This is a genomic window from Micromonospora trifolii (assembly GCF_050516465.1).
Lineage (GTDB): Bacteria > Actinomycetota > Actinomycetes > Mycobacteriales > Micromonosporaceae > Micromonospora > Micromonospora trifolii.
The window spans coordinates 3,954,020-3,977,567 of sequence record NZ_CP191526.1 but is presented as its reverse complement, the minus strand read 5'-3'; the positions used below and the strand labels follow the sequence as shown (position 1 = coordinate 3,977,567).

The window sequence follows — 23,548 nt, the reverse complement described above, 5'->3', positions numbered from 1 at the left end:
CTGGCCTGGCCGCCGCACGTTGACCGTCCGGTCGGCCCGGCGTCACAGGATCGACTCGCGTTTCGGGAAGTCGGGGTGTCAGCGGTGTGCCGACACCCCGACTTCCGGGACGCCGAGTGGATCACGCCTGCGGTGGGCTGTCGGTGCTGCGGACTAGGCTTGTTGGCGTGGCTGACCCCTCGACCTACCGCCCCGCACCCGGCACCATCCCGGAGCTACCGGGGGTCTACCGCTTTCGCGACGGCACCGGCCGGGTGATCTACGTCGGCAAGGCGCGAAATCTGCGCAGCCGACTCAACTCCTACTTCGGCGACGTCTGGAACCTGCACGAGCGCACCCGGCAGATGGTCACCACCGCCGAGTCGGTGGACTGGATCACCGTCGGCACCGAGGTCGAGGCGCTCCAGCAGGAGTTCACCTGGATCAAGCAGTACGATCCCCGGTTCAACGTCCGCTACCGCGACGACAAGTCGTACCCCTATCTCGCCGTGACCCTCGACGAGGAGTACCCACGGCTCCAGGTGATGCGCGGCGCCAAGCGCAAGGGCGTGCGTTACTTCGGTCCCTACTCGCATGCCTGGGCCATCCGGGAGACCCTCGACCTGCTGCTGCGAGTGTTCCCCGCGCGGACGTGCTCCGCCGGGGTGTTCAAGCGGGCCGGCCAGGTCGGTCGCCCTTGCCTCCTGGGTTACATCGGCAAGTGCTCGGCGCCGTGCGTGGGCACCGTCTCCGCCGACGAACACCGGGCCATCGTCGACGGGTTCTGCGACTTCATGGCCGGGCGCACCGACACCATGGTCCGCAAGATCGAACGCGAGATGACCGAGGCGAGCGAGCAGCTGGAGTTCGAGCGGGCCGCCCGGCTGCGCGACGACGTGGCCGCGCTGCGCCGGGCCATGGAGAAGCAGACCGTGGTGCTCGGCGACGGCACCGACGCGGACGTCGTCGCGTTCGCCGACGACCCGCTCGAGGCGGCCGTGCAGGTCTTCCACGTCCGCGACGGCCGGGTCCGCGGCCAGCGCGGCTGGGTGGTGGAGAAGACCGAGGACCTGACCACCGGGGATCTGGTGCACCACTTCTGCACCCAGGTGTACGGCGGCGAGCACGGCGAGGCCGACGTGCCTCGCGAACTGCTGGTCCCCGAGCTGCCCGCGGACGCCGACGCGCTGGCCGAATGGCTCTCCGACCACCGGGGCAGCCGGGTGTCGCTGCGGGTGCCGCAGCGTGGCGACAAGCGTTCCTTGATGGAGACGGTGGAGCGCAACGCCAAGGACGCGCTGGCCCGGCACAAGCTCAAGCGCTCCGGTGACCTGACCACCCGGGGCAAAGCACTGGACGAGATCAGCGAGGCGCTGGGCATGAGCACCTCGCCGCTGCGCATCGAGTGTTACGACATCTCCCAGATCCAGGGCACCGACGTGGTCGCCAGCATGGTGGTGTTCGAGGACGGGTTGCCCCGCAAGAGCGAGTACCGGCGGTTCATCGTCCGGGGCGCAACCGACGACCTCTCCGCGATGTCCGAGGTGCTCCGCCGGCGCTTCGCCCGCTACCTGGACGCCAGGGCCGAGACGGGCGAGGTGGGCGTGGAGTCCGCCGACGACGCGGCCGCCCCCCAGGACGCGGTCGAGCCACAGGTCGGCGTCCTGATCGATCCGACCACCGGCCGGCCACGGAAATTCGCGTACCCGCCGCAACTGGTGGTCGTCGACGGCGGCGCCCCACAGGTCGCGGCCGCCGCGCAGGCCCTCGCCGACCTGGGCATCGACGACGTGGCCCTGTGCGGGCTGGCCAAGCGGCTGGAGGAGGTGTGGCTCCCGGATGACGAGTTCCCGGTCATCCTCCCGCGCACCTCCGAAGGGCTCTACCTGCTGCAACGCGTGCGTGACGAGGCCCACCGGTTCGCCATCACCTTCCATCGGCAACGCCGCTCCAAGCGAATGACCGAGTCGGCGCTGGACCACGTACCCGGCCTGGGCGAGGTGCGTCGCAAGGCGCTGCTGCGGCACTTCGGCTCGCTCAAGCGACTCTCGGCTGCAACTGTCGAAGAGATCACCGAGGTGCCGGGGGTGGGGAGGCGCACCGCCGAGGCGATCCTGGCCGCCCTCGACACGGACACGAAGGCCGGCGACGGCGCGGGGGCGAAGCCCGGCGCCTGAGCACGGTCCTCGCTCGCCTGGTCGAAGACGGCCGATCAGCTCACGCTGACGCGCCCCTTGATGGGCGGTTGCCTCCATGATCGTGCTCGATCCTGGATGTAGTGGCCTCGCGGCGTGGGGAGGGGCCTGTTTCCTGGATTGAGCACGATCATGCGGGGCGCGCGGTTCCGTACGGCGCGTTCCCCCTGTCCGGCCAACCGCAGGACGCTCTGCCCCCTGAGTCGGGCCGGTCCGCACGACGCTCTGCCCCCGAGTCGGCCCGGTCTGGGCACGCGAATGGCGCAGACCGGCATGATCCACTCGGCTTTCATGATGTCGGGGTGTCCCCGGCACCCGGACACCCCGACTTTCAGGAACCCGAGTGGATCACGACGCCTTGTCCGGCTATGCCGGTCTCGCGCGCGGCGCTGACCCGCGTCGGGTCAATCCCGGCGCCCTGCCCCCGAGTTAGTGCCGGTCCGCAGCGCGCACTTACCCTCAGGCCGGGCCGATCCGCGCCACGTTTTGGGCCCCGCCCCGCCCCGCCCCGCCCGCCCCGCCCCGCCCCGCCCGCCCCGGACCGTCCCGCCCGCCCCGGACCGTCCCGCCCGCCCCGGACCGCCCCGCCCGCCCCGGACCGCCCTCGCCCCGTCTCGCCGCCGCCCCGCCCCGGACCGGTCTGGGCGTGCGAACGGCGCAAACAGGCTTGATCCACTCGGCTTTCATGATGTCGGCGTATCCCCGGCACCGGGAAACCGCGACTTCCGTGAACCCGAGTCGATCACGACGCCGTGGCCGCCGTGTCGGGTCCGTCCGGTGGGTGGGGCTGGGTGGGTTGTCGGGTTTGGCCTCGGGTGTCGGGTGGTCGGGGCCACCCCGGCTGCGGAATCGGCGACCGGGCCGGGTCGTTATACCTGGCAGACCACCGCAACAGCCCGGGTCATGGTGCGCCGGCCCCGCCGGGAACCGCCGTCAGGCCTCCCGCCGGAAGCAGCCGCCGGGAACACCCGGCAGGCCACCCCGGTTACATCCCCCGCACGGCCGAGCACCACAACGGCCGACCCCCGGCACGGCCGAGCACCCCAGCCGGCCGACGGGCAGGCGGAATGATCCGCCACCGGCACCCGTTACACCCTGTCCCGACGCCGACCCCCTCGCGGGTCACCGGGCAGAACCCCCCGAACTTCCCCCCGCACAACCATCCACCCCCCCCAGGGGTTGTGTGGGCACCCCCGATGCAGAGGAGCACGCCATCATGCGTACCGATCTGATCCGTAAGACCGCCCTGACCGCCGCCGGCCTCGCGTTCACCGGCGGAGCCATCGCCGGCCCCGTCACCACCGCGTTCGCCGCACCGAGCACCGCCAAGGCGACCACGCAGACCCAGACCGACCGCAAGGGTCACGGTGAGCGGGAACTCGGCGTGCGCTACGAGGCCCAGCCGAACTTCTACTACTGCGGCCCCGCCGCCACCCGCAACGCCCTGTCCGTGCAGGGCAAGAACATCAACGTCGACGACATGGCCAAGGAAATGGGCACCACCGAGGCCGGCACCAACTCCATCAACGACATCACCCCCGTCCTGAACAAGGAAACCGGCAAGACCAACGCCTACCGGTCCGTGGAAATCAGCACCCCCGACGCCGACGCCAAGCAGACCGACACCCTGCGCGCCGACGTCGTCAAGACCGTCGACAACGGCCGGGCCGTGGTCGCCAACATCGCCGGCACCAGCACCGACACCGACGGCACCACCCACTCCTACGAAGGCGGGCACTACATCAGCGTCGTCGGCTACCGCGACAACGGCAACACCGTCACCATCGCCGACTCCGCCGACCCCAACCAGGCCGCCTACCAGATCAGCGTCGAGCACCTCGCCGACTGGATCGCCACCCGCGGCTACGCCACCAGCTGACCCCCACACACCAGCACACGAAGTGAAGGGCCGGACCCCACCACGGGGCCCGGCCCTTCGGCATGACCTCAGTCGGTGGCGAGGACGGCCAGGATCTGCTCGCCGTACTTGGCGAGTTTGTTCTCGCCGACCCCGTTGACCCGGGACAGGTCGGCCAGTGTGCTGGGCGCGTCGCTGGCGATCTGTCGCAGCGTGGCGTCGTGGAAGATGACGTACGCCGGGACGCCCTGCTCCTTGGCGGTGGTCGCGCGCCAGCCGCGCAGGCGTTCGAACAGCGACGCGGCGGCCGGGGTCAGCTCGGCCACGACGGTGGACGCGCCGCGCGGCTTCGATGAGCGGCTCGATGCCGGCTTCTCCGGCTCGCGGCGCATGGTGACCGTGCGGCGGCGACCGAGCACGTCGGCGCTCGCCTCGGTCAGCGCCAGCGTGCCGTAGTCGCCCTCCACGGCGAGGAGCCCTTCGGCGAGCAGTTGTCGGACCACGCCCCGCCACTCGGCCTCGCTGTGCTCGGAGCCGATGCCGAAGACGGTCAGCGAGTCGTGACCGTACTGGCTGATCTTGTCGGTCTGTTTGCCGAGCAGGATGTCGATGCAGTGCCCTGCGCCGAAGCGCTGGTTGCGTTCGCGGTCGAGGCGGAAGACGGCGGAGAGCAACTTCTGGGCGGCGACGGTGCCGTCCCAGGACTCCGGTGGGGTGAGGCAGGTGTCGCAGTTGCCGCAGGCGGCCGTCGACGTCTCGCCGAAGTATTCGAGCAGCTGGACCCGCCGGCAGCGCACCGTCTCGCAGAGGGCGAGCATCGCGTCCAGGTGCGCGGCCAGGTTGCGGCGGTGGGTGAGGTCGCCGTCGGACGTCTCGATCATCTTGCGTTGCTGGACCACGTCCTGAAGCCCGTACGCCAGCCAGGCGGTGGACGGCAGGCCGTCGCGGCCGGCGCGGCCGGTCTCCTGGTAGTAGCCCTCGACGGACTTGGGCAGGTCGAGGTGGGCGACGAACCGGACGTCGGGCTTGTCGATGCCCATGCCGAAGGCGATGGTGGCCACCATGACCAGGCCGTCTTCCCGTAGGAAGCGCTGCTGGTTGCGAGCGCGGGTGCCCGCGTCCAAACCCGCGTGGTACGGCAGCGCGGCGACCCCGTTGGCGGTGAGGAACTCCGCGGTCTTGTCGACCGAGGCCCGGGACAGGCAGTAGACGATGCCGGCGTCGCCGGGGTGTTCGTCGCGCAGCAGGGTCAGCAACTGCTTGCGCGGCTCCCGCTTGGGCACGATCCGGTACTGGATGTTGGGCCGGTCGAAGCTGGCCACGAAGTGCCGGGCGTCGTCGAGGTTGAGCCGGGTCGCGATCTCGGTGCGGGTGGCGCTGGTCGCGGTGGCGGTCAGGGCGATGCGGGGGACCTGCGGCCAGCGTTCGTGCAGCATCGACAGCGCGAGGTAGTCGGGGCGGAAGTCGTGCCCCCACTGGGACACGCAGTGCGCCTCGTCGATCGCGAACAGGGAGATGCGCCCCCGGTCGAGCAGGGCGAGGGTGGACCGGACGCCGAGCGCCTCCGGGGCCAGGTAGAGCAGGTCCAGCTCGCCGGCGACGAAGGCGGCCTCCACCCGCCGCCGGGCGTCCAGGGTCTGGGTCGAGTTGAGGAACCCGGCGCGTACGCCGACCGCGGTGAGGGCGTCCACCTGGTCCTGCATGAGCGCGATCAGCGGGGACACGACGACGGCGACCCCGTCGCGGACCAGGGCCGGAATCTGGTAGCACAGGGACTTGCCACCACCGGTGGGCATCAACACCAACGCGTCGCCGCCGGCGACCACATGGTCGATCACGTCCTGCTGGAAACCACGGAACGCGTCGTAGCCGAACACCCGGCCCAGCACGTCCAGGGCGTCGGAGGCGGTACGCAGTTCGGTGGGAGAAGCCATCCGGGGAGTCTACGAGTCGACCCCGACGGTGCCCGCCCGGCGCACCCGGGTCGGGTGGGCCGGACGGGCGACGCGGTCAGCCAGGCTGGCTGGACCGGTTGGCCAGGCCGCGCGGCGGGGCCTTCATCCCGACCACGATGTCGACGATCTCGATGTAACGGGCCTTGTTGCCCATGCGGAAGGCGGTGGCCGCCGCGTTGATCTCCTCGAGGGTGTCGGCCTCGACCATGGTGACCTGGTCGTATTTGCCGTTCACCCCGGTGCAGACGACGTGGGTGAGCTGCTTGGCGAAGCGGCCCAGGTCGCGGGCGTGCTCGGCGGAGATCTCGTGGATGCCCTCGCGACCGAGGGCGAAGTACTCGGGGCTGATTCGCATGAACAGGAAGCCGACGTACTTGTTCTTGTCCGCCAGGTCGTGCATCGCACCCTCCAGATATCGGTCTGACCTGCGACGATAACGTTGAGCGTATTGACAATTACTGATCGTCATCAAGCGTGCGCGCTGTCGGGAGGGCGACCCTCGAAACGGTCCGCGGCCGTCGCCCGGCCACGGGTGCCGGGCGACGACCCGGTGGCGGGATAGAGTCGCTGATTGACCAATCGCGGCCAGAGCGGCCGCGGCGCCACGGCTTGGGGGTACGGGTGAGCGAGGCGCGCACAGCCGGTGACCGGATCGACGGCCCGGATGCCGATGACGAGCAGGTGGCGGCCGAGTCGGAGACCACCCTCGTGGTGGTCACCGGCCTCTCCGGGGGTGGCCGCAGCACTGTGGCCCGGGCGTTGGAGAACGTCGGCTACTACGTCGTGGACAACCTGCCGCAGGCCTTGATGCTGGACATGGCCGAGCTGGCGTTCAAGGCGGGCGGTGCGGCCCGGCGTACCGCAATGGTGCTGGACGTGCGGTCGCGGGCCTTCTCCACCGACCTGGCCGGGGCGATCCGGGAGCTCAAGGAGCGCGGGTTCTCGCCCCGGGTGGTCTTCGTCGACGCCGACGACGAGGTGCTGATCCGGCGGTTCGAGAGCGTTCGGCGTTCGCACCCGTTGCAGGGGGACGGGCGGCTGGCCGACGGCATCGCCGTGGAGCGCGGCCTGCTGGAGGAGGCCCGTGACCAGGCCGACGTGATCATCGACACCAGCCACCTGAACGTCAACCAGCTCCGGCGCCGCATCGAGGAGCTGTTCGGCGGCGAGGACGCCCGCCGGCTGCGGGTCACCGTGCTGTCGTTCGGCTTCAAGTACGGCCTGCCACCGGACGCCGATTTCGTGTTGGACGCCCGCTTCCTGCCGAATCCGTACTGGGTGCCGGAGTTGCGGGAGCACACCGGGCGGGAGGAGGCGGTCAGCGCGTACGTGCTGGGCCAGGAGGGCGCGGACGCCTTCGTCGCCTCGTACGCGGACCTGGTCAACGCCACCACGACCGGCTTCGAGCGGGAGGGCAAGCGGTACCTCACGGTCGCCGTGGGCTGCACCGGCGGCAAGCACCGCAGCGTGGCCATCGCCGAGGAGTTGGCCAGCCGACTGCGTCACTCCGGGTTGGCGGCGAACGCCCAGCACCGCGACCTGGGGCGGGAATGACGGCCCGGCGGGTGGTGGCGTTCGGCGGCGGGCACGGGCTGTCCGCCTCGTTGCGTGCGCTGCGCCACTGCGCTCCCGAACTGGACCTCGACATCACCGCGGTGGTCACGGTGGGTGACGACGGCGGCTCCAGTGGTCGGCTGCGGGCCGAGCGGGGTGGCCTGCCGCCGGGAGATCTACGCCAGGCGCTGGTGGCGTTGGCCGGGGACCACCCGGCCACCCGGCGCAGCGCCGGGTTGTTCCAGCACCGCTTCGCCGCCGCACCGGTGGGCGTACCCGGATCTGGAGCGACCGGCCCGGGCCCGGCGGCGGGCGGCGACCCGGACCGGGGCGGCGCGGCCCGGCGCGGCACCGACGGGGCGTCGGCCGGGACCGACGGTCTGACCGGGCACGCGGTGGGCAACCTGGTGCTCTGCGGCCTCATGGAGCTGCTCGGCGACCCGGTGGCCGCGCTGGAGCACGCCGGCGCGATGCTCGGCGCAGTGGGCCGGGTGTTGCCGATGTCCCGCCAACCGGTCGGCATCGAGGCGCGGGTACGCGGTGCCGACCCGGCCGCCCCCGACGAGGTGCGCACGGTCAGTGGCCAGCACCAGGTGGCTGTCACCACCGGGCGGGTCGAGTCGCTGCGTCTCACCCCGAGCGCCCCGCCGGCCTGCGCCGAGGCCATCGAGGCGATCCGGGCAGCCGATTGGTTGATCTTCGGACCGGGCAGCTGGTACACGAGTGTGCTTCCGCACCTGCTGGTGCCGCAGTTGGCCGACGCGATCGTGTCCACCTCGGCCCGGCGGCTGGTCACGCTGAACCTCGCCGCGGAGAAGGAGACTCTCGGGCTCTCCGTCGCCGATCATCTCGCGGCGCTGCACTGGTACCTGCCCGAACTCAAGGTGGATCTTGTGCTTGCCGATGCCAAGGCGGTGGGTGACCCCGAACCGGTCGAACGTGCGGCAGAATCGCTGGGTGCCCGCCTGGTCCTCGCCCCCGTCGCCGTTGTCGACGGGACTCCCCGCCATGATCCGGCTGCCCTGGGCGCCGCGCTGGTGCCTGTCCTGGGCGCCGATCGTTAGACACGTACGTAATCTCCGGCGACACGCCGGAACAGGTCCGTGAGGGGACGCACAATGGCGATGACGGCCGCGGTCAAGGACGAGCTGAGTCGGGTCGACGTGCCCAAGCCCTGCTGCCGGCGGGCGGAGATGGCCGCGCTGCTGCGCTTCGCTGGCGGGCTGCACATCGTTTCCGGCCGCGTGGTGGTGGAGGCTGAACTGGACACCGGGGCGGTGGCCCGGCGACTGCGCCGGGAGGTCGCCGAGGTCTACGGCTACCCCAGCGAGATCCACGTGCTGGCCTCCGGTGGGCTGCGCAAGGGCAGCCACTTCATCGTGCGGGTGGTCAAGGACGGCGAGGCCCTGGCGCGGCAGACCGGCCTGCTCGACGTGCGGGGTCGCCCGGTGCGTGGGCTGCCCCCGCACGTGGTGGCGGCCAACGTCTGCTGCGCGGTCTCCGCGTGGCGGGGCGCGTTCATGGCCCACGGCTCGCTCACCGAGCCGGGCCGCTCCAGCGCTCTGGAGATCACCTGCCCGGGTCCGGAGTCGGCGCTGGCGCTGGTCGGCGCGGCCCGCCGCATCGGCATCACCGCGAAGAACCGCGAGGTACGCGGGGTGGACCGGGTGGTCGTCAAGGACGGTGACGCGATCGCCGCGCTGCTCACCCGGATCGGCGCGCACTCCAGCGTGCTGGCCTGGGAGGAGCGCCGGGTACGCCGCGAGGTGCGGGCCACCGCCAACCGGCTCGCCAACTTCGACGACGCCAACCTGCGCCGTTCGGCGCGGGCGGCGGTCGCCGCGGCCGCCCGGGTGACCCGTGCGCTGGAGATCCTCGCCGACGAGGCGCCCAACCACCTGACCGACGCCGGTCGACTGCGTCTGGAGCACCGTCAGGCGTCGCTGGAGGAGTTGGGAGCCCTGGCCGACCCCCCGCTGACCAAGGACGCCATCGCGGGGCGGATCCGCCGGCTCCTGGCGCTGGCCGACAAGCGGGCTCGCGACCTTGGCATCCCGGATACGGAAGCAGCCGTCACGCCCGACATGCTCGTGGTCTGATAGGACGGTGGGGCCGCACGGTGCGCCCGGGAGCACGACCCGGCGCAGCGTGGTCTCGCACGCTCGGATAGGGTCGCTGCGTACGGCAAGGGGGCCGACACCGGCACTCCTCGTCGTGCCCCACCGCCTCGGGCGGTCAGGTCCTCAGACCGCGCGGCGGGGTGGCCGAGATGAACCGTCGACGGCCGGCTCCAACGGTCGGCGCACACCATTCCCGCCGGCCCGTTGTCTGAAGCCGGCGGACCAGAACGCGAGGAGATGGGACCTGTGACCATCCGGGTTGGCATCAACGGCTTTGGCCGAATCGGCCGTAACTTCTTCCGGGCAGTGCTGGCGTCTGACGCCGACATCGAGGTCGTGGCGGTGAACGACCTGACCGACAACGCCACGCTCGCCCACCTGCTCAAGTACGACAGCATCCTCGGTCGCCTGCCGTACGAGGTCAAGGCCACCGCCGACGAGATCACCGTCGGTGGCAAGACCATCAAGGCGTACGCCGAGAAGGACCCGTCGAAGCTGCCGTGGGGCGAGGTCGGCGCCGACCTCGTCATCGAGTCGACCGGCTTCTTCACCGACGCCACCAAGGCCAAGGCGCACGTCGACGGCGGGGCCAAGAAGGTCATCATCTCCGCCCCGGCGAAGAACGAGGACGTCACCGTCGTCATGGGTGTCAACCACGACACCTACGACCCGGCGAAGCACACCATCATCTCCAACGCCTCGTGCACCACCAACTGCCTCGCCCCGATGGCGAAGGTCCTGCACGACACGTTCGGCATCCAGCACGGTCTGATGACGACGATCCACGCGTACACCCAGGACCAGAACCTCCAGGACGCGCCGCACTCGGACCTGCGTCGCGCCCGGGCCGCCGCGCTGAACATCGTGCCGACCTCGACCGGCGCCGCCAAGGCGATCGGCCTGGTCCTGCCGGACCTCAAGGGCAAGCTCGACGGGTACGCCCTGCGGGTGCCGATCCCGACCGGCTCGGTCACCGACCTCACCGTCAACGTGGGTCGCGAGACCACCGTGGAGGAGGTCAACGCCGCGCTGAAGGCCGCCGCGGACGGCCCGCTCAAGGGCATCCTGGTCTACAACGAGGACCCGATCGTCTCCAGCGACATCGTCACCGACCCGGCGTCGTGCATCTTCGACGCGCCGCTGACCAAGGTCGTCGGCAACCAGGTGAAGGTCGTCGGCTGGTACGACAACGAGTGGGGCTACTCCAACCGGCTGGTCGACCTCGTCAAGCTGGTCGGTTCGTCGCTGTGAGCATCCGGACCCTCGACGACCTGCTCGCCGAGGGGGTGTCGGGTCGGCGCGTGCTGGTGCGCGCCGACCTGAACGTCCCGCTCGACAAGCAGACCGGTGCCATCACGGACGACGGCCGGATCCGCGCGGTGCTGCCGACCCTCGGCGCGCTGGTCGAGGCCGGCGCGAAGGTGGTCGTCTGCTCGCACCTGGGCCGCCCGAAGGGCGCTCCGGACCCGCAGTTCAGCCTGGGCCCGGTCGCCGGGCGGCTCGGTGAGCTGCTCGGGGCGCCGGTGCACTTCGCCACCGACACCGTCGGTGATTCCGCCCGCTCCACCGTCGCCGACCTGGCCGACGGCCAGGTCGCCCTGCTGGAGAACCTGCGTTTCAACGCCGGTGAGACCAGCAAGGACGAGGCCGAGCGGGGCGCCTTCGCCGACCAGCTCGCCGCGTTCGGCGACGCGTACGTGGACGACGCGTTCGGTGCCGTGCACCGCAAGCACGCGAGCGTCTTCGACGTGCCGGCCCGGTTGCCGCACGTCGCGGGCCGGCTGGTGCTGCGTGAGGTCGAGGTGCTCTCCAAGCTCACCGGTGACCCGGAGCGCCCGTACGTGGTGGTGCTCGGTGGGTCGAAGGTGTCCGACAAGCTCGCCGTGATCGAGGCTCTGCTGCCCACCGTCGACCGGCTGCTCATCGGTGGCGGGATGTGCTTCACCTTCCTCAAGGCCCAGGGCCTGGAGGTGGGCACCTCGCTGCTGGAGAAGGACATGGTCGAGACCTGCCGCAACCTGCTGGAGCGGTCCGGCGGCAAGATCATGCTTCCGGTCGACGTGGTGGTCGCGGACGCGTTCGCCCCGGACGCGGCGCACGACACGGTGCGGGTCGACGGCATCCCGAGCCACCGGCTCGGCCTGGATGTCGGCCCGGAGACGGTGGCCGGCTTCAGCGCCGCGCTGTCCCAGGCGAAGACGATCTTCTGGAACGGCCCGATGGGCGTGTTCGAGATGCCGGCCTTCGCGGCGGGCACCCGGGGGATCGCCGAGGCGATCACCAAGGCCGACGCGTTCAGCGTCGTCGGCGGCGGTGACTCCGCAGCGGCCGTCCGTGCCCTGGGGCTGGACGAGTCGTCCTTCGGGCACATCTCCACCGGTGGTGGCGCCTCCCTGGAATACCTCGAGGGCAAGACCCTCCCCGGCATCGCGGCCCTGGAGAACTGAATGTCGAGCACCACCCGCCGGCCGCTGATGGCCGGCAACTGGAAGATGAACCTCAACCACCTCGAGGCCAACCTGCTGGTGCAGAAGCTGGCGGCGAGCCTCACCGAGAAGCAGCTCACCGACGTCGAGACGGTCGTGCTGCCGCCCTTCACCGACCTGCGCACCGTGCAGACCGCGGTGGACGGGGACAAGCTGCTGATCGGCTACGGCGGGCAGGACCTCTCCCCGCACGCGTCCGGCGCGTACACCGGGGACATCTCCGGGCCGCTGCTGGCCAAGCTCGGCTGCACGTACGTGGTGGTCGGGCACTCGGAGCGGCGGGCCTACCACCACGAGGACGACGCGCTGGTCAACGCCAAGGTCAAGGCGGCGCTGACGCACGGCCTGACGCCGATCCTGTGCGTGGGGGAGGGGCTGGACGTCCGCGAGCAGGGCACCCACGTGGCGCACTGCTCCGACCAGCTCGACGGTGGCCTCGCCGGGCTCACCCCAGAGCAGGTGCGGCAGGTCGTTATCGCGTACGAGCCGGTCTGGGCGATCGGCACGGGCAAGACCGCGACCCCGGACGACGCCCAGGAGGTCTGCGGGGCGGTGCGTCAGCGACTGGCGGAACGCTTCGACCAGGAGACCGCCGACCAGGTTCGGGTCCTCTACGGCGGCTCGGTCAAGGCGTCCAACATCGCCTCGATCATGGCCCAACCGGACGTGGACGGGGGCCTGGTGGGGGGCGCCAGCCTGGACGCCGAGGAATTCGCTCAGATCTGCCGGTTCCCGGAGCACCTCGCCCGCTGATCGCTCGGTATCCTTGACACCGCCCGTCCGCCGGTCGGTGCCGCCGTGCCCGATCAGACCGGGCGAGGATCGCTACGAGAGGAACTGACCCCAGCCATGCCGATCTGGTTCGCATACACGTTGATCGTGTTGCTGGTCATCACGAGCATTCTGCTCACCCTGCTGATCCTGCTGCACCGCGGCAAGGGTGGCGGTCTGTCGAGCATGTTCGGCGGTGGCGTCAGCTCCAGCCTCGCCGGCTCCTCGGTCGCGGAGAAGAACCTGGACCGCTACACCGTTCTGGTGAGCGTCGTCTGGTTCGCCGCCATCGTCGGCCTCGGGCTCTGGCTGCGCCTCCAAATGAACAGCGGCGCCTGAGCAGGCTCAGTAAGTCGTACAATCTGCGCGCGGTTCGTCACTCGACGGGCCGCGCGCAGGCTTTTCTCCGCTGCACCGCGTCGCCCGCCGCTCCACCCCCGAAGACGGCGGGTCCCCTCCGACGACAGGAGCGAGCAGCCGTGCCGAATGGCAACGTTATCCGGGGAGCCCGGGTCGGGTCCGCACCCATGCGCCCGGACGAGCGGCACCAACCCGCCCCCCGACAGGACGTCAGCTACTGGTGCCGTAACGACCACCGGGTCGACATCCGGATCGCCGCGGACGTCGAACCGCCACCCCTGTGGGACTGCCCCCGCTGTGGCCTACCCGCCGGCCGGGACGCCCAGAACCCGCCAGGTCGGGTCCGCGCCGAACCGTACAAGAGCCACCTGGCGTACGTGAAGGAGCGGCGCACCGCCGAGGAGGGGGAGGCCCTGCTCGCCGAGGCGCTCGCCGCACTACGCCGTCGACGCGGCGAGTAGCGGGCTCCTCCGCGCGCTCAGCGCAGGCTGCGCAGCCGGACGGGTACGTCGGCTGCGGCAGCCCGGTCCAGCAGCCAGCGGGTGCGGTTCACCCCGTGCACGCCGGCCGCCGGCAACTGCACCGGCCCGGCGCCGGCCAACGCCATACCCACCGCGCGAGCCTTGTCGGCGCCGGCGGCCACCAGCCAGACCTCCTCGGCGGTGTTGATCGCCGGCAGGGTGAGGGTGGTCCGCGTCGGCGGCGGCTTGGGGCTGCCCCGCACCGCGCTGACCGGCCGGGTCTCGTAGCCCACCGGGTGCTCGGGGAAGACCGAGGCCACGTGGCCGTCCTCGCCGACGCCCAGCATCAGCACGTCGAAGTGCGGCAGGGTGGCGTGCCCGGGCCGGGCGGCGCGGGCCAGCTCCTCCGCGTACGCGGCAGCCGCCGCCTCGGGGTCGTTGCCGGCCGGGCCGTCCGAGGCCGGCATCGCGTGCACCCGGGCCGGATCCAGCGGCACCACGTCCAGCAGGGCGGCGCGGGCCTGCGTCTCGTTGCGGTCCGGATCACCGGCGGGCAGGAACCGTTCGTCGCCCCACCACACATCGACCCGGGACCAGTCCACCGCGTCGCGGGCCGGCAGCGTCGCCACCGCCCGGTACACGGCCGCGGCGACCCGACCTCCGGTGAGCACCACCGAGGCTTCGCCCCGGTCGGCCTGGGCGTCGAGCAGCTTCACCAGCAACCGGGCCGCCACGGCCTGCGCCAGCAGGTCGGCGTCGGCGTGGACGGCGACACTCGCCTCACTCATGGTTGCGCCTTCGTTTCCCGACCGCGAGGCGGTCGCTGTCGTGCCCGGGGCGGTGTGCCCGAGGTGGTGGGGCAAGAACCCCGGAGATTGCGGGGCAGGGCCGGTTCGTACCGGCCCTGCCCGACGTTGTGCCCCGGCTGGGCTCAGCCCTCGCCGCTCGTGCCGACGTGCGCGGTGACCCCGGCCTCGGCGCGCCGCGCGGTGGCCGGATCCTTCCAGACGTGGACCCGCTGCGGGGGGCGCTGCTCCAGCCCCCGCAGCCCGACCGTCGCGCCCAGCGCCTCCGCGTACACCTGGTCGGCGTCCAGCCGGCGCAGCTCCTCGGCCAGCTCGTCGCCGAGCGGGCGGCGCACCAGTGGCAGGGCCCGGTCGTCCTGGCCCGTCCGCCGGAACACGGCCATGCTGTCCTCGCGGGTCAGCGTCAGCTGGTCGCCGTTGGCGCAGCTGAGCTGCACCTCGCGCATCCGGGGGAACTCGTTGCTGTCCACCCGGCGTGGGGTGATGCCGAGCCGGCTGGACAACCAGCCGGCCATCAGCGCCGCCGTCGGGTCGGTGGGCGGCGCGACGATGGTCGCCTCGGTGACCTGGGCGCTGGTGGTGTCGAACGCCCCGGCGACCAGGGTGCGCCACGGGGTGATCCGGGTCCACGCCAGGTCGGTGTCGCCCGGGGCGTAGTCCCGGGCACGCTGCCGCAGCGCCTCCACCGGGTCGGCGGCCTGCGCGGAGTCGGTGATCCTCCGGTCGGCCACCACCCCGAGGAAGTCGGTGGCGATCTCCGCCGGTGGCTCGCCGTGCCACCAGGTGACCACCGGTACGTCGGGAACGAGCAGCGGCATCACGACCGACTCGGCGTGCAGGGACAACCGGCCGTACATCCGGGTGACCACCGCCTCGCACGGGCCGAGCCGGCCACCGACCACGATCTCCGCGTCCAGTCGGTTGCGGTCCCGCTCGATCTCCGAGCGGACCACCACCACGAGGCGGCACGGGTGCGCGGCGGCGGCGATCGTCGCCGCGGCCTCCGCCTCCCGGACCCGCTTCTCGTCCACGACCACGATGAGGGTGAGCGCCATGCCGCTGGCCACCCCGCCGGCGCTGCGCCGCTCGGCGGCGAGCGCCTTGACCACCTCGTTGCCGGTGGTGTCCCACAGCCCGATCATGCTCGTCTCCAGGCGCGGCCCTCGCGGGCCAGCATCTCGTCGGAGGCCCGGGGGCCCCACTCGCCGGCCCGGTACGGCTCCGGGGTGGTGCCCTCCCAGGCGTGCTCCAGGGGGTCGATCACCTGCCAGCTCTGCTCGACCTCGGCCGCGTCCGGGAACAGGGTGCGGTCGCCGATCAGCACGTCCAGCACCAGACGCTCGTACGCCTCGGGGCTGGACTCGGTGAAGGCCTCGCCGTACTGGAAGTCCATCGCGATGTCGCGGACCTCCATGGTCGTGCCCGGCACCTTCGAGCCGAACTTGAGCACCACGCCCTCGTCCGGCTGCACCCGGATGACCAGCTGATTGTTGCCCAGCGACTCCATGTCGGCGTCGTTGAACGGCAGGTGCGGCGCCTTCTTGAACATGATGGCGACCTCGGTGACCCGCCGGGGCAGCCGCTTGCCGGCCCGGATGTAGAACGGCACCTCCGCCCAGCGGCGGTTCTGGATGCCCAACCGCACCGCCACGTACGTCTCAGTGGTGGAGTCGGCGGGAACGTCCCGCTCGTCCAGGTAACCGACCGCGCGTTCGCCGCCGACCCAGCCGGGCAGGTACTGACCACGGACGGTGTCCCGGGCGACGTCCTTGGGCAGGGTGATGGCCTTGAGCACCTTCAGCTTCTCGGCCCGGATCTCGTCGGCGTCGAAGCTGGTCGGCTCCTCCATCGCCACCAGGGCGAGAAGCTGGAGGAGGTGGTTCTGCAGCACGTCGCGGGCGGTGCCGACGGTGTCGTAGAAGCCGGCACGGGTGCCGATGCCGACGTCCTCCGCCATGGTGATCTGCACCGAGTCGACGTACTTGGAGTTCCACAGCGGCTCGAACAGGTTGTTGGCGAACCGCAGGGCGAGGATGTTCTGAACCGTCTCCTTGCCCAGGTAGTGGTCGATCCGGAAGACGTCCTGCCGGGTGAACACGTCGTCGACGAGGTCGTTGAGCGCCTTCGCCGAGGGCAGGTCGTTACCGAACGGCTTCTCCACCACGACCCGGCGCCAACCGCCGGACTTTTCGTTGTCGGCCATCCCGGTGCGGGCCAACTGCTTGAGCACGACCGGGAACGCGGCCGGCGGAATGGAGAAGTAGAACGCCGCGTTGCCGGCGATGCCGTGGGTCTGACGCAGATCGTCCAACGTCGAGGCGAGCTGGTCGAAGGCGGCGTCGTCGTCGAACGACCCGCCGACGAACTTGATGTTGCCGGCCAGCCGCGCCCACACCTCGTCCCGCCACGGGGTGCGGGCGTGCTTGCGGGCAGCCTCGCAGGCCAACGTCTCGAAGTCGCCGTCCCCCCAGTCGCGGCGCGCGAAACCGAGCACCACGAAGCCCGGCGGCAGCAGCCCCCGGTTGGCCAGGTCGTAGACCGCGGGGAGCAGCTTCTTGCGGGCCAGGTCGCCGGTCACCCCGAAGATCACCAGAGCACAGGGCTCCGGGATCCGGGGCAACCGGCGGTCCTGCGGGTCGCGCAGCGGGTTCACCGAACCGCCTCCTCGCTCCGCTTCAGTCACGTCGTCCATCCTCACGCCCGCAGATCACCGGCCGCGTCCAGTAGTTGGGCGACACCGGCGGCCCGGTCGGTCAGGTGCAACCGCAGCAGCGGCCGCTCCCGACCGGCGAGAGCCTGCCGGTCCCCGGCGGCCTGCGCCGCCTGCAACTCACCGAAGGTGTACGGCTTGCCGGGCACCGCCAGGTCCTCGGCGACCGCGCCGGTCACCTGGAGGTAGCTGCCCACCTGCGGACCGCCCTTGTGGTACTGGCCCGTCGAGTGCAGGAACCGCGGACCCCAACCGAAGGTGACCGGCCGGCCGCCCGCCTGAGCCAGCAGCGACCGAAGCCGGGCCGTGTCGGCGTCGGCGAACCGGTCGAGGTACGCCATCACCGCGAGGTAACCGTCGTCGCCCAGCCCGTCGAGCAGCCAGCGCAGCACACCGGCCAGGTCCCCGGGGGCGCCCTGCGGGGCGTACACCTCGATCGCGCCCTCGGTGAACGACGGCGTCTCCGCCGGCAGGCCCGAGGCCAGGATCTTGTTGGTGTTCTCCTTGGACTCGGTCACGTTCGGCTGGTTGAACGGGTCGATGCCGAGCACCACGCCGGCCACCGCGGTGGCGTACTCCCAGGCCAGGAACTGCGCGCCGAGCGGGCCGTTGACGGCCACGTCCGGGGTGGCGCCGCCGCCCGGCATGTCACCGGGGGCCAGCGCGCCGCCGTAGCTGACCGTCAGCACGTCCGCGCCGGTGGCGCCGGGGCTCTGCGGGGACTCCACGACCACCGGCAGGATGCCCACCCCGGCCTTGCCGGTCGACTCGGCGATCAGCTGCTCGGCCCAGTCGCCGAGCCCGTCGATGCCGGTGCCGTCGGAGACCAGGGCGACCTTGTCCCGGGCCAGCGTGGCCGCGGCACCCAGGGCGGCGCCCAGCGCGAGCGCCGGGTTGTTCTGGTCCGCGCCGAGCGACGTGGCCAGCGCGTCGGCCTGGTCGAGCAGTTCCGCGACCTCGACCCCGGCCAGCGCCGAGGGCACCAGACCGAACGCGGTCAGCGCCGAGTAGCGGCCGCCGACGTTCGGGTCGGCGAGCACTGTGAACGCGCCCATCTCGGCCGCGGTGGTCTCCAGGGGCGAACCCGGGTCGGTGACGATGACGAAGTGCCGGCCGGCCTCCGCCTCGGTCATCCCGGCGTCCAGGAACGCCTGCCAGTACGCGCGCCGGTGGCTGTCGGTCTCCACCGTCGACCCGGACTTGCTGGCCACCACCACGACGGTGCGCTCCAGCCGGTCACCGAGCGCCGCCCGGACCTGGCCCGGGTCGGTGGTGTCCAGCACTGTCAACGGGCGACCCAACGTCCGGGTGATCACCTCGGGCGCGAGCGACGAGCCGCCCATGCCGGCGAGCACCACATGATCCAGGTCGGCCAGCTCCGCGGTCAGCTCGGCCAACTGGACGAGCAGCTCGCGGCTGCGCCGGTGGGTGTCCACCCAGCCCAGCCGGATCTTCGCCTCGGCCTCGGCGTCCGGACCCCACAGGCTCGGGTCCTTGCCCGCCAGCTTGCCCGGTACGCCGGCCTTGACCAGCGCGTCCCGGGTCGAGGCGGGCGCGGCCTTGTCGACCGCGTCCGCGCCGTACACGGCGAGCCCGGCGGCTGCCTCCACCGGCCCAGCAAGTAGGTCGCTCATGCCGTCACTCCGCTTCGCTGCGTGCCGTCATGAGGCGCCTTCGCACTGAGCTTGCTGATTCGCTCGCTCATGCGCCACCGGCCTTCTCGGCGGCCTTGGCGTTGCCCTTGGCCGCCTTGTTCGGCGCTCCCTTGCCCTTTGCCGCGGCCTCCAGCGACTTGCGGACCCCGTCGAGCAGCTCCTGCCAGCTGGCCTCGAACTTCTCCACGCCCTCGCGCTCCAGGGTGACGATCACGTCGTCCATGTCCACCCCGACCGACTCCAGGTCGGCGAAGACCTTCCGGGCCGCGTCGTAGGCGCCGGTGATGGTGTCGCCGCGGGTCTCGCCGTGATCGGCGTACGCGTGGATGACCGACTCCGGCATGGTGTTGACCGTGCCGGGGGCGATCAGCTCCTCGACGTAGATGACGTCCCGGTAGTCCGGGTTCTTCGTCGAGGTGGACGCCCACAGCGGCCGCTGCGGGTGCGCGCCGGCGGCGGCGAGCGCCTTCCACCGGTCGGAGGAGAAGACCTCGCTGTAGCGCTCGTACGCCAACTGCGCGTTGGCGACGGCGGCCTTGCCCTTGAGGGCCTTCGCCTGGTCGGAGCCGACCTTCTCCAGCCTCTTGTCGACCTCGGAGTCGACCCGGGAGACGAAGAACGACGCGACCGAGCCGATTTTCGACAGGTCGTGGCCGTTGGCCTTGGCCTGCTCCAGACCGGTGAGGAACGCCTCCATGACCGCCGAGTAGCGGTCCAGACCGAAGATCAGCGTGACGTTGACGCTGATCCCCTCGGCCAGCGTGTCGGTGATCGCCGACAGGCCCTCCTCGGTGGCCGGGATCTTGATGAAGAGGTTGGGGCGGTCGACCAGCCACCACAGGGCCTTGGCCTCGGCCACCGTCCGGTCGCTGTCGTGCGCAACCCGGGGGTCCACCTCGATGGAGACCCGGCCGTCCACGCCCTCGCTGCCGTCGTACGACGGGCGCATCACGTCGCAGGCCCACCGCACGTCGTAGGTGGTGAGCATGCGCACCGACTCCTCGACCTCGATGCCACGGGTGGCGAGGTCGCGCAGCTGCCAGTTGTACTCGTCGGCGTCGCTCAGGGCCTTGGCGAAGATCGTCGGGTTGGTGGTGACACCGGCCACGTGCTTCTCCCGGCGCAGCTGGTCCAGCCCGCCGGAGCTCAGTCGTACCCGGGAAAGATCGTCGAGCCACACCGCCACGCCTGCGGCGGTGAGCTCACTCAGCTTGTCCGTCATGCCGTCCACGCTCCCTCAGTTGCCGGTCGTGAAACCGGTGATGTCGCCCACCCGGGCCAGCGAGGCGTGTGCCGCCGCCACGATCCGGTCACCGGTGAACCCGAACTGCTCGAAGAGCACGGTGTGCGGGGCACTCGCTCCGTAGTGCTCCAGGCTGACGCTTTCGCCGAGGTCACCGACGACGCCGCGCCAGGACATCGCGATGCCCGCCTCCACGCTCACCCGTGCCTTTACCCCGCGTGGCAGCACCGACTCCCGGTACGCCTCATCCTGCTCGTAGAACCACTCCTGGCAGGGCATCGAGACGACCCGGGTCGGGGTGCCGTCGGCCTCCAGCCGCTCCCGGGCGGTCAGGCAGAGCTGCACCTCGGAACCGGTGCCGACGATGATCACCTGCGGCTTGCCGTTGGACGCCTCGGCCAGCACGTAGCCGCCCTTGGCGACGCCCTCCGCGCTGCCCAGGACGCTCCGGTCCAGGGTCGGCAGCGGCTGGCGGCTCAGCGCCATGGCGGTGGGCCGGTCGGTGTGCTCCAGCGCCAGACGCCAGGCCCAGGCGGTCTCGTTGGCGTCTGCCGGGCGGACCACGTCCAGGCCCGGGATGGCGCGCAGCGCGGTGAGGTGCTCGACCGGCTGGTGGGTCGGGCCGTCCTCGCCGAGGCCGATCGAGTCGTGCGTCCAGACGTAGGTCACCGGCAGCTTCATCAGCGCGGCCAGCCGGACAGACGGGCGCATGTAGTCGCTGAAGACCAGGAACGTGCCGCCGTACGGGCGGGTGCCACCGTGCAGGGCGATGCCGTTGAGGATCGCGCCCATGGCGTGCTCACGGATGCCGAAGTGCAGCGTGCGGCCGTACTCGTGGCCGGGGAAGTCCTTGGTGGCGTGCGCGGCCGGGATGAACGACGGCTCGCCCTTCATTGTGGTGTTGTTGCTCTCGGCCAGGTCGGCCGAGCCGCCCCACAGCTCCGGGAGCACCGGCGCGAGCGCCTCCAGCACCTTGCCGGAGGCGGCCCGGGTGGCCACCCCCTTGGCGTCCGCGGGGAAGACCGGCAGCGCGTCGGTCCAGCCGTCGGGGAGTACGTTGCCAGCCAGCCGCTCGTAGAGCGCGGTGCGCTCCGGGTTGGCCTTCTTCCAGGCGTCGAACGCGGTGGTCCATTCCTGCTGGGCGTCGGAGCCGCGGCCCATCACCGTGCGGGCGTGGCTGAGCACCTCCTCGTCGACCTGGAAGGTCTGCTCCGGGTCGAAGTCGAGGATCCGCTTGGTGGCCTTCACCTCGTCGGCGCCGAGCGCCGAACCGTGGATCTTGCCGGTGTTCTGCTTATTGGGCGCGGGCCAGCCGATGATGGTGCGCAGCGCGATGAAGGAGGGGCGGCCGGTCTCCGCCTTGGCGGCCACCAGCGCCGCGTACAGCGCCTCGGCGTCCTCGTGGTAGTCGCCCTGGTCGGCGTCCCCGCTGCGCCAGTCGACGGTCTGCACGTGCCAGCCGTACGCCTCGTAGCGGGCGGCCACGTCCTCGCTCTTGGCGATGCGGGTGTCGTCCTCGATGGAGATCTCGTTGTCGTCGTAGATCACCGTGAGGTTGCCCAGCTGCTGGTGCCCGGCGAGGGAGCTGGCCTCGTGGCTGATGCCCTCCTCGATGTCACCGTCGGAGACGATGCACCAGATGTCGTGGTCGAAGACGGACGCGCCGAGCTCCGCCTCGGGGTCGAACAGGCCGCGCTCGCGGCGGGCCGCCATGGCCATGCCGACCGCGTTGCCCAGACCCTGCCCGAGCGGGCCGGTGGTGGTCTCCACGCCCGGCGTGTGCCCGTGCTCGGGGTGACCCGGCGTCTGCGAGCCCCACTGCCGCAGCGACTTGAGGTCTTCCAGGCTCAGCGGGTAACCGGAGAGGAACAGCTGGATGTAGAGCGTCAGGCTGGAATGCCCGGCGGAGAGGACGAACCGGTCGCGGCCCGGCCAGTTCGGGTCGGCCGGGTTGTGCCGCATGACGCGGTTGAAGAGGAGGTACGCCGCGGGCGCGAGGCTCATCGCGGTGCCCGGGTGACCGTTGCCGGATTTTTCTACGGCGTCCATGGCCAGCACGCGGACGGTGTCTACGGCCCGGCGATCGAGGTCGGACCAGTTCAGTGCGGAGTGCTCGGGTCGTTTAACAGCCACGATGGTTGTGCTCCTCGGCAGATGGGCGGAACCCTCACCGATGACCTTATCGAGCGTCCCTAAACGTGCGCCCAGGGATCTGTGCATGGTGTGCGCTACGTGACCATCCGGATGCTCGGTTCAACCCGGTGGTGTGACGGCCCGCACCGTTGTCGGGTCGGCCGGGCAGCCAAAACGACGACGCGTAGTGTGTGGGGCGGTATGCGGACCCGAGCGGTCCCGACCAATCCGATCTCCCCGTGCCCGATGCCGGAAGGTGGCAATCCGTGAGCATGATCACCGAGCGCCCCGCGAGCAACCCGGCCGGGCAACACCCGGCGCGGGCGGCCGAGGGCCCGGTGGCCCGGCGGGACGTACGCGCTGTCCTCTCGGCGTACGTGGCGCTCACCAAGCCGCGGATCGTCGAGTTGCTGCTGGTCACCACCGTCCCGGCGATGATGCTCGCCGAGGGCGGGCTGCCGTCGCTGTGGCTGATGGCCATCGTGCTGATCGGCGGCTCGCTCGCCGCCGGCGCGGCCAGCGTTCTCAACTGCTACATCGACCGCGACATCGACCAGTTGATGCGGCGTACCAAGCGTCGGCCGCTGCCGGCGCACACGGTGTCGCCGCGAAGCGCGTTGATCTTCGGTCTGGTGCTGGCGGCGGTGTCGGTGGCCCTGATGGCGGCGTTCACCAACCTGCTGGCCGCCGGGCTGACCCTCGCCGCGATCGCCTACTACGACCTCGTCTACACCCTGTGGCTCAAGCGCTCCACCCCGACGAACACCTTCTGGGGCGGTGCCTGCGGGGCGGCGCCGGTGCTGATCGGGTGGGCGGCCGTGACCGGCTCGCTGGCACCGGCCGCCTGGGGCCTCTTCGCGGTGGTCTTCTTCTGGCAGATGCCGCACTTCTACCCGCTCGCCATGAAGTACAAGGACGACTACGCCCGGGCCGGCATCCCGATGCTGCCGGTGGTGGCCTCGGTCCGCCGGGTGAACGCCGAGATCCTGATCTTCGCTTGGCTCACAGTGCTCACCTCCCTGGCCGTCTGGCCGCTGGGGCTCAGCGCGATCTACGGGGTGCCGACCCTGGTGGTGGGGGCCATCTTCGTGGTCGAGGCACACCGGCTCTGCCGGCGCGCGACGCGCGGCGAGGCGGTCAAGCCGATGCGGCTGTTCCACTGGTCGACGACGTACCTGACGATCGTCTTCGTGGCCGTCGCGCTCGACGCGCTGATCTGACCCGTTCCGTACGGCCCGGCCCTGCCCTTCGTGTCCCCTCTG

Annotated in this window: 19 protein-coding genes; 11 read left to right on the top strand and 8 right to left on the bottom strand. The window is 71.3% G+C overall.

Translation table 11 applies throughout. From position 1 onward, the window contains the following. Positions 1 to 167: 167 nt before the first annotated feature. Both uvrC and ACQRWP_RS18355 read left to right on the top strand, forming a co-directional pair. On the top strand, positions 168 to 2,156 hold the full coding sequence (uvrC, locus tag ACQRWP_RS18360; protein WP_430496373.1) for an excinuclease ABC subunit UvrC: 1,989 nt from the start codon (positions 168 to 170) through the stop codon (positions 2,154 to 2,156). 1,234 nt (positions 2,157 to 3,390) lie between these two features. Then, positions 3,391 to 4,053, top strand: coding sequence for a C39 family peptidase (locus ACQRWP_RS18355; RefSeq protein WP_430496371.1), 663 nt, complete (start codon positions 3,391 to 3,393; stop codon positions 4,051 to 4,053). A gap of 68 nt (positions 4,054 to 4,121) precedes the next feature. Here ACQRWP_RS18355 and recQ read toward each other — a convergent pair whose 3' ends face one another. After that, positions 4,122 to 5,966, bottom strand: coding sequence for a DNA helicase RecQ (gene recQ, locus ACQRWP_RS18350; protein WP_430496369.1), 1,845 nt, complete (start codon positions 5,964 to 5,966; stop codon positions 4,122 to 4,124). A 76-nt stretch (positions 5,967 to 6,042) separates the two neighbouring features. Beyond that, entirely contained in the window at positions 6,043 to 6,387 is a 345-nt protein-coding gene (locus ACQRWP_RS18345) for a hypothetical protein (protein ID WP_091403656.1), read from the bottom strand. Between the two features lie 251 nt (positions 6,388 to 6,638). On the opposite strand from ACQRWP_RS18345, the gene rapZ reads away from it, so the two are divergent. The 8 genes from rapZ to ACQRWP_RS18305 all read left to right on the top strand — a co-directional run bounded on the left by rapZ (position 6,639) and on the right by ACQRWP_RS18305 (position 13,739). Beyond that, positions 6,639 to 7,541 carry an RNase adapter RapZ gene (rapZ, locus tag ACQRWP_RS18340; RefSeq protein WP_238681786.1) on the top strand — a complete coding sequence of 301 codons (903 nt, stop codon included), beginning with the start codon at positions 6,639 to 6,641 and terminating at the stop codon, positions 7,539 to 7,541. After that, positions 7,538 to 8,605, top strand: coding sequence for a gluconeogenesis factor YvcK family protein (locus tag ACQRWP_RS18335; RefSeq protein ID WP_430496367.1), 1,068 nt, complete (start codon positions 7,538 to 7,540; stop codon positions 8,603 to 8,605). Before rapZ ends, ACQRWP_RS18335 begins: the two co-directional genes overlap by 4 nt. 54 nt (positions 8,606 to 8,659) lie before the next feature. Beyond that, positions 8,660 to 9,640: a DNA-binding protein WhiA gene (gene whiA / locus ACQRWP_RS18330; protein ID WP_210785006.1), complete on the top strand. Its 981-nt coding sequence runs from the start codon at positions 8,660 to 8,662 to the stop codon at positions 9,638 to 9,640. A 267-nt stretch (positions 9,641 to 9,907) separates the two neighbouring features. Next, a complete protein-coding gene (gene gap / locus ACQRWP_RS18325) occupies positions 9,908 to 10,912 on the top strand; it encodes a type I glyceraldehyde-3-phosphate dehydrogenase (protein WP_430496365.1) in 1,005 nt (334 codons plus the stop codon). Next, positions 10,909 to 12,108, top strand: a complete 1,200-nt coding sequence (locus ACQRWP_RS18320) for a phosphoglycerate kinase (RefSeq protein ID WP_091403664.1) — start codon at positions 10,909 to 10,911, stop codon at positions 12,106 to 12,108. The genes gap and ACQRWP_RS18320 overlap by 4 nt, the downstream gene beginning before the upstream one ends. Then, on the top strand, positions 12,109 to 12,900 hold the full coding sequence (gene tpiA / locus ACQRWP_RS18315) for a triose-phosphate isomerase (RefSeq protein WP_238685518.1): 792 nt from the start codon (positions 12,109 to 12,111) through the stop codon (positions 12,898 to 12,900). A 96-nt stretch (positions 12,901 to 12,996) separates the two neighbouring features. Next, positions 12,997 to 13,257 carry a preprotein translocase subunit SecG gene (secG, locus tag ACQRWP_RS18310; protein ID WP_030337344.1) on the top strand — a complete coding sequence of 87 codons (261 nt, stop codon included), beginning with the start codon at positions 12,997 to 12,999 and terminating at the stop codon, positions 13,255 to 13,257. A 140-nt stretch (positions 13,258 to 13,397) separates the two neighbouring features. After that, positions 13,398 to 13,739: an RNA polymerase-binding protein RbpA gene (locus ACQRWP_RS18305; protein ID WP_091403668.1), complete on the top strand. Its 342-nt coding sequence runs from the start codon at positions 13,398 to 13,400 to the stop codon at positions 13,737 to 13,739. 17 nt (positions 13,740 to 13,756) lie between these two features. Here the strand turns inward: ACQRWP_RS18305 and pgl are convergent, their stop codons facing one another. The 6 genes from pgl to tkt all read right to left on the bottom strand — a co-directional run bounded on the left by pgl (position 13,757) and on the right by tkt (position 22,286). Next, positions 13,757 to 14,527, bottom strand: a complete 771-nt coding sequence (gene pgl / locus ACQRWP_RS18300; protein ID WP_430496361.1) for a 6-phosphogluconolactonase — start codon at positions 14,525 to 14,527, stop codon at positions 13,757 to 13,759. Positions 14,528 to 14,670: 143 nt separating this feature from the next. Continuing rightward, positions 14,671 to 15,687 (bottom strand): glucose-6-phosphate dehydrogenase assembly protein OpcA, encoded by a 1,017-nt coding sequence (locus ACQRWP_RS18295; RefSeq protein ID WP_430496359.1) that lies wholly within the window; start codon positions 15,685 to 15,687, stop codon positions 14,671 to 14,673. Then, complete coding sequence (gene zwf / locus ACQRWP_RS18290) at positions 15,684 to 17,237, bottom strand: glucose-6-phosphate dehydrogenase (protein WP_430496357.1); 1,554 nt, start codon at positions 17,235 to 17,237, stop codon at positions 15,684 to 15,686. Before zwf ends, ACQRWP_RS18295 begins: the two co-directional genes overlap by 4 nt. A gap of 2 nt (positions 17,238 to 17,239) precedes the next feature. Beyond that, on the bottom strand, positions 17,240 to 18,889 hold the full coding sequence (locus tag ACQRWP_RS18285) for a glucose-6-phosphate isomerase (RefSeq protein ID WP_430496355.1): 1,650 nt from the start codon (positions 18,887 to 18,889) through the stop codon (positions 17,240 to 17,242). 67 nt (positions 18,890 to 18,956) lie between these two features. After that, on the bottom strand, positions 18,957 to 20,132 hold the full coding sequence (gene tal, locus ACQRWP_RS18280; protein ID WP_430496353.1) for a transaldolase: 1,176 nt from the start codon (positions 20,130 to 20,132) through the stop codon (positions 18,957 to 18,959). A gap of 15 nt (positions 20,133 to 20,147) precedes the next feature. Further along, entirely contained in the window at positions 20,148 to 22,286 is a 2,139-nt protein-coding gene (gene tkt, locus ACQRWP_RS18275) for a transketolase (protein WP_430496351.1), read from the bottom strand. 266 nt (positions 22,287 to 22,552) lie between these two features. On the opposite strand from tkt, the gene ACQRWP_RS18270 reads away from it, so the two are divergent. Further along, positions 22,553 to 23,506 carry a heme o synthase gene (locus ACQRWP_RS18270; RefSeq protein ID WP_410816021.1) on the top strand — a complete coding sequence of 318 codons (954 nt, stop codon included), beginning with the start codon at positions 22,553 to 22,555 and terminating at the stop codon, positions 23,504 to 23,506. Positions 23,507 to 23,548 lie beyond the last annotated feature (42 nt).

Coding starts and splice junctions, on each gene's coding strand:
- ACQRWP_RS18295 (WP_430496359.1), bottom strand. CDS start 15,687: ATGATCGGGCTGTGGGACACCACCGGCAACGAGGTGGTCAAGGCGCTC.
- ACQRWP_RS18335 (WP_430496367.1), top strand. CDS start 7,538: ATGACGGCCCGGCGGGTGGTGGCGTTCGGCGGCGGGCACGGGCTGTCC.
- tal (WP_430496353.1), bottom strand. CDS start 20,132: ATGACGGACAAGCTGAGTGAGCTCACCGCCGCAGGCGTGGCGGTGTGG.
- ACQRWP_RS18355 (WP_430496371.1), top strand. CDS start 3,391: ATGCGTACCGATCTGATCCGTAAGACCGCCCTGACCGCCGCCGGCCTC.
- tpiA (WP_238685518.1), top strand. CDS start 12,109: ATGTCGAGCACCACCCGCCGGCCGCTGATGGCCGGCAACTGGAAGATG.
- recQ (WP_430496369.1), bottom strand. CDS start 5,966: ATGGCTTCTCCCACCGAACTGCGTACCGCCTCCGACGCCCTGGACGTG.
- whiA (WP_210785006.1), top strand. CDS start 8,660: ATGGCGATGACGGCCGCGGTCAAGGACGAGCTGAGTCGGGTCGACGTG.
- ACQRWP_RS18345 (WP_091403656.1), bottom strand. CDS start 6,387: ATGCACGACCTGGCGGACAAGAACAAGTACGTCGGCTTCCTGTTCATG.
- ACQRWP_RS18285 (WP_430496355.1), bottom strand. CDS start 18,889: ATGAGCGACCTACTTGCTGGGCCGGTGGAGGCAGCCGCCGGGCTCGCC.
- pgl (WP_430496361.1), bottom strand. CDS start 14,527: ATGAGTGAGGCGAGTGTCGCCGTCCACGCCGACGCCGACCTGCTGGCG.
- secG (WP_030337344.1), top strand. CDS start 12,997: ATGCCGATCTGGTTCGCATACACGTTGATCGTGTTGCTGGTCATCACG.
- zwf (WP_430496357.1), bottom strand. CDS start 17,237: ATGGACGACGTGACTGAAGCGGAGCGAGGAGGCGGTTCGGTGAACCCG.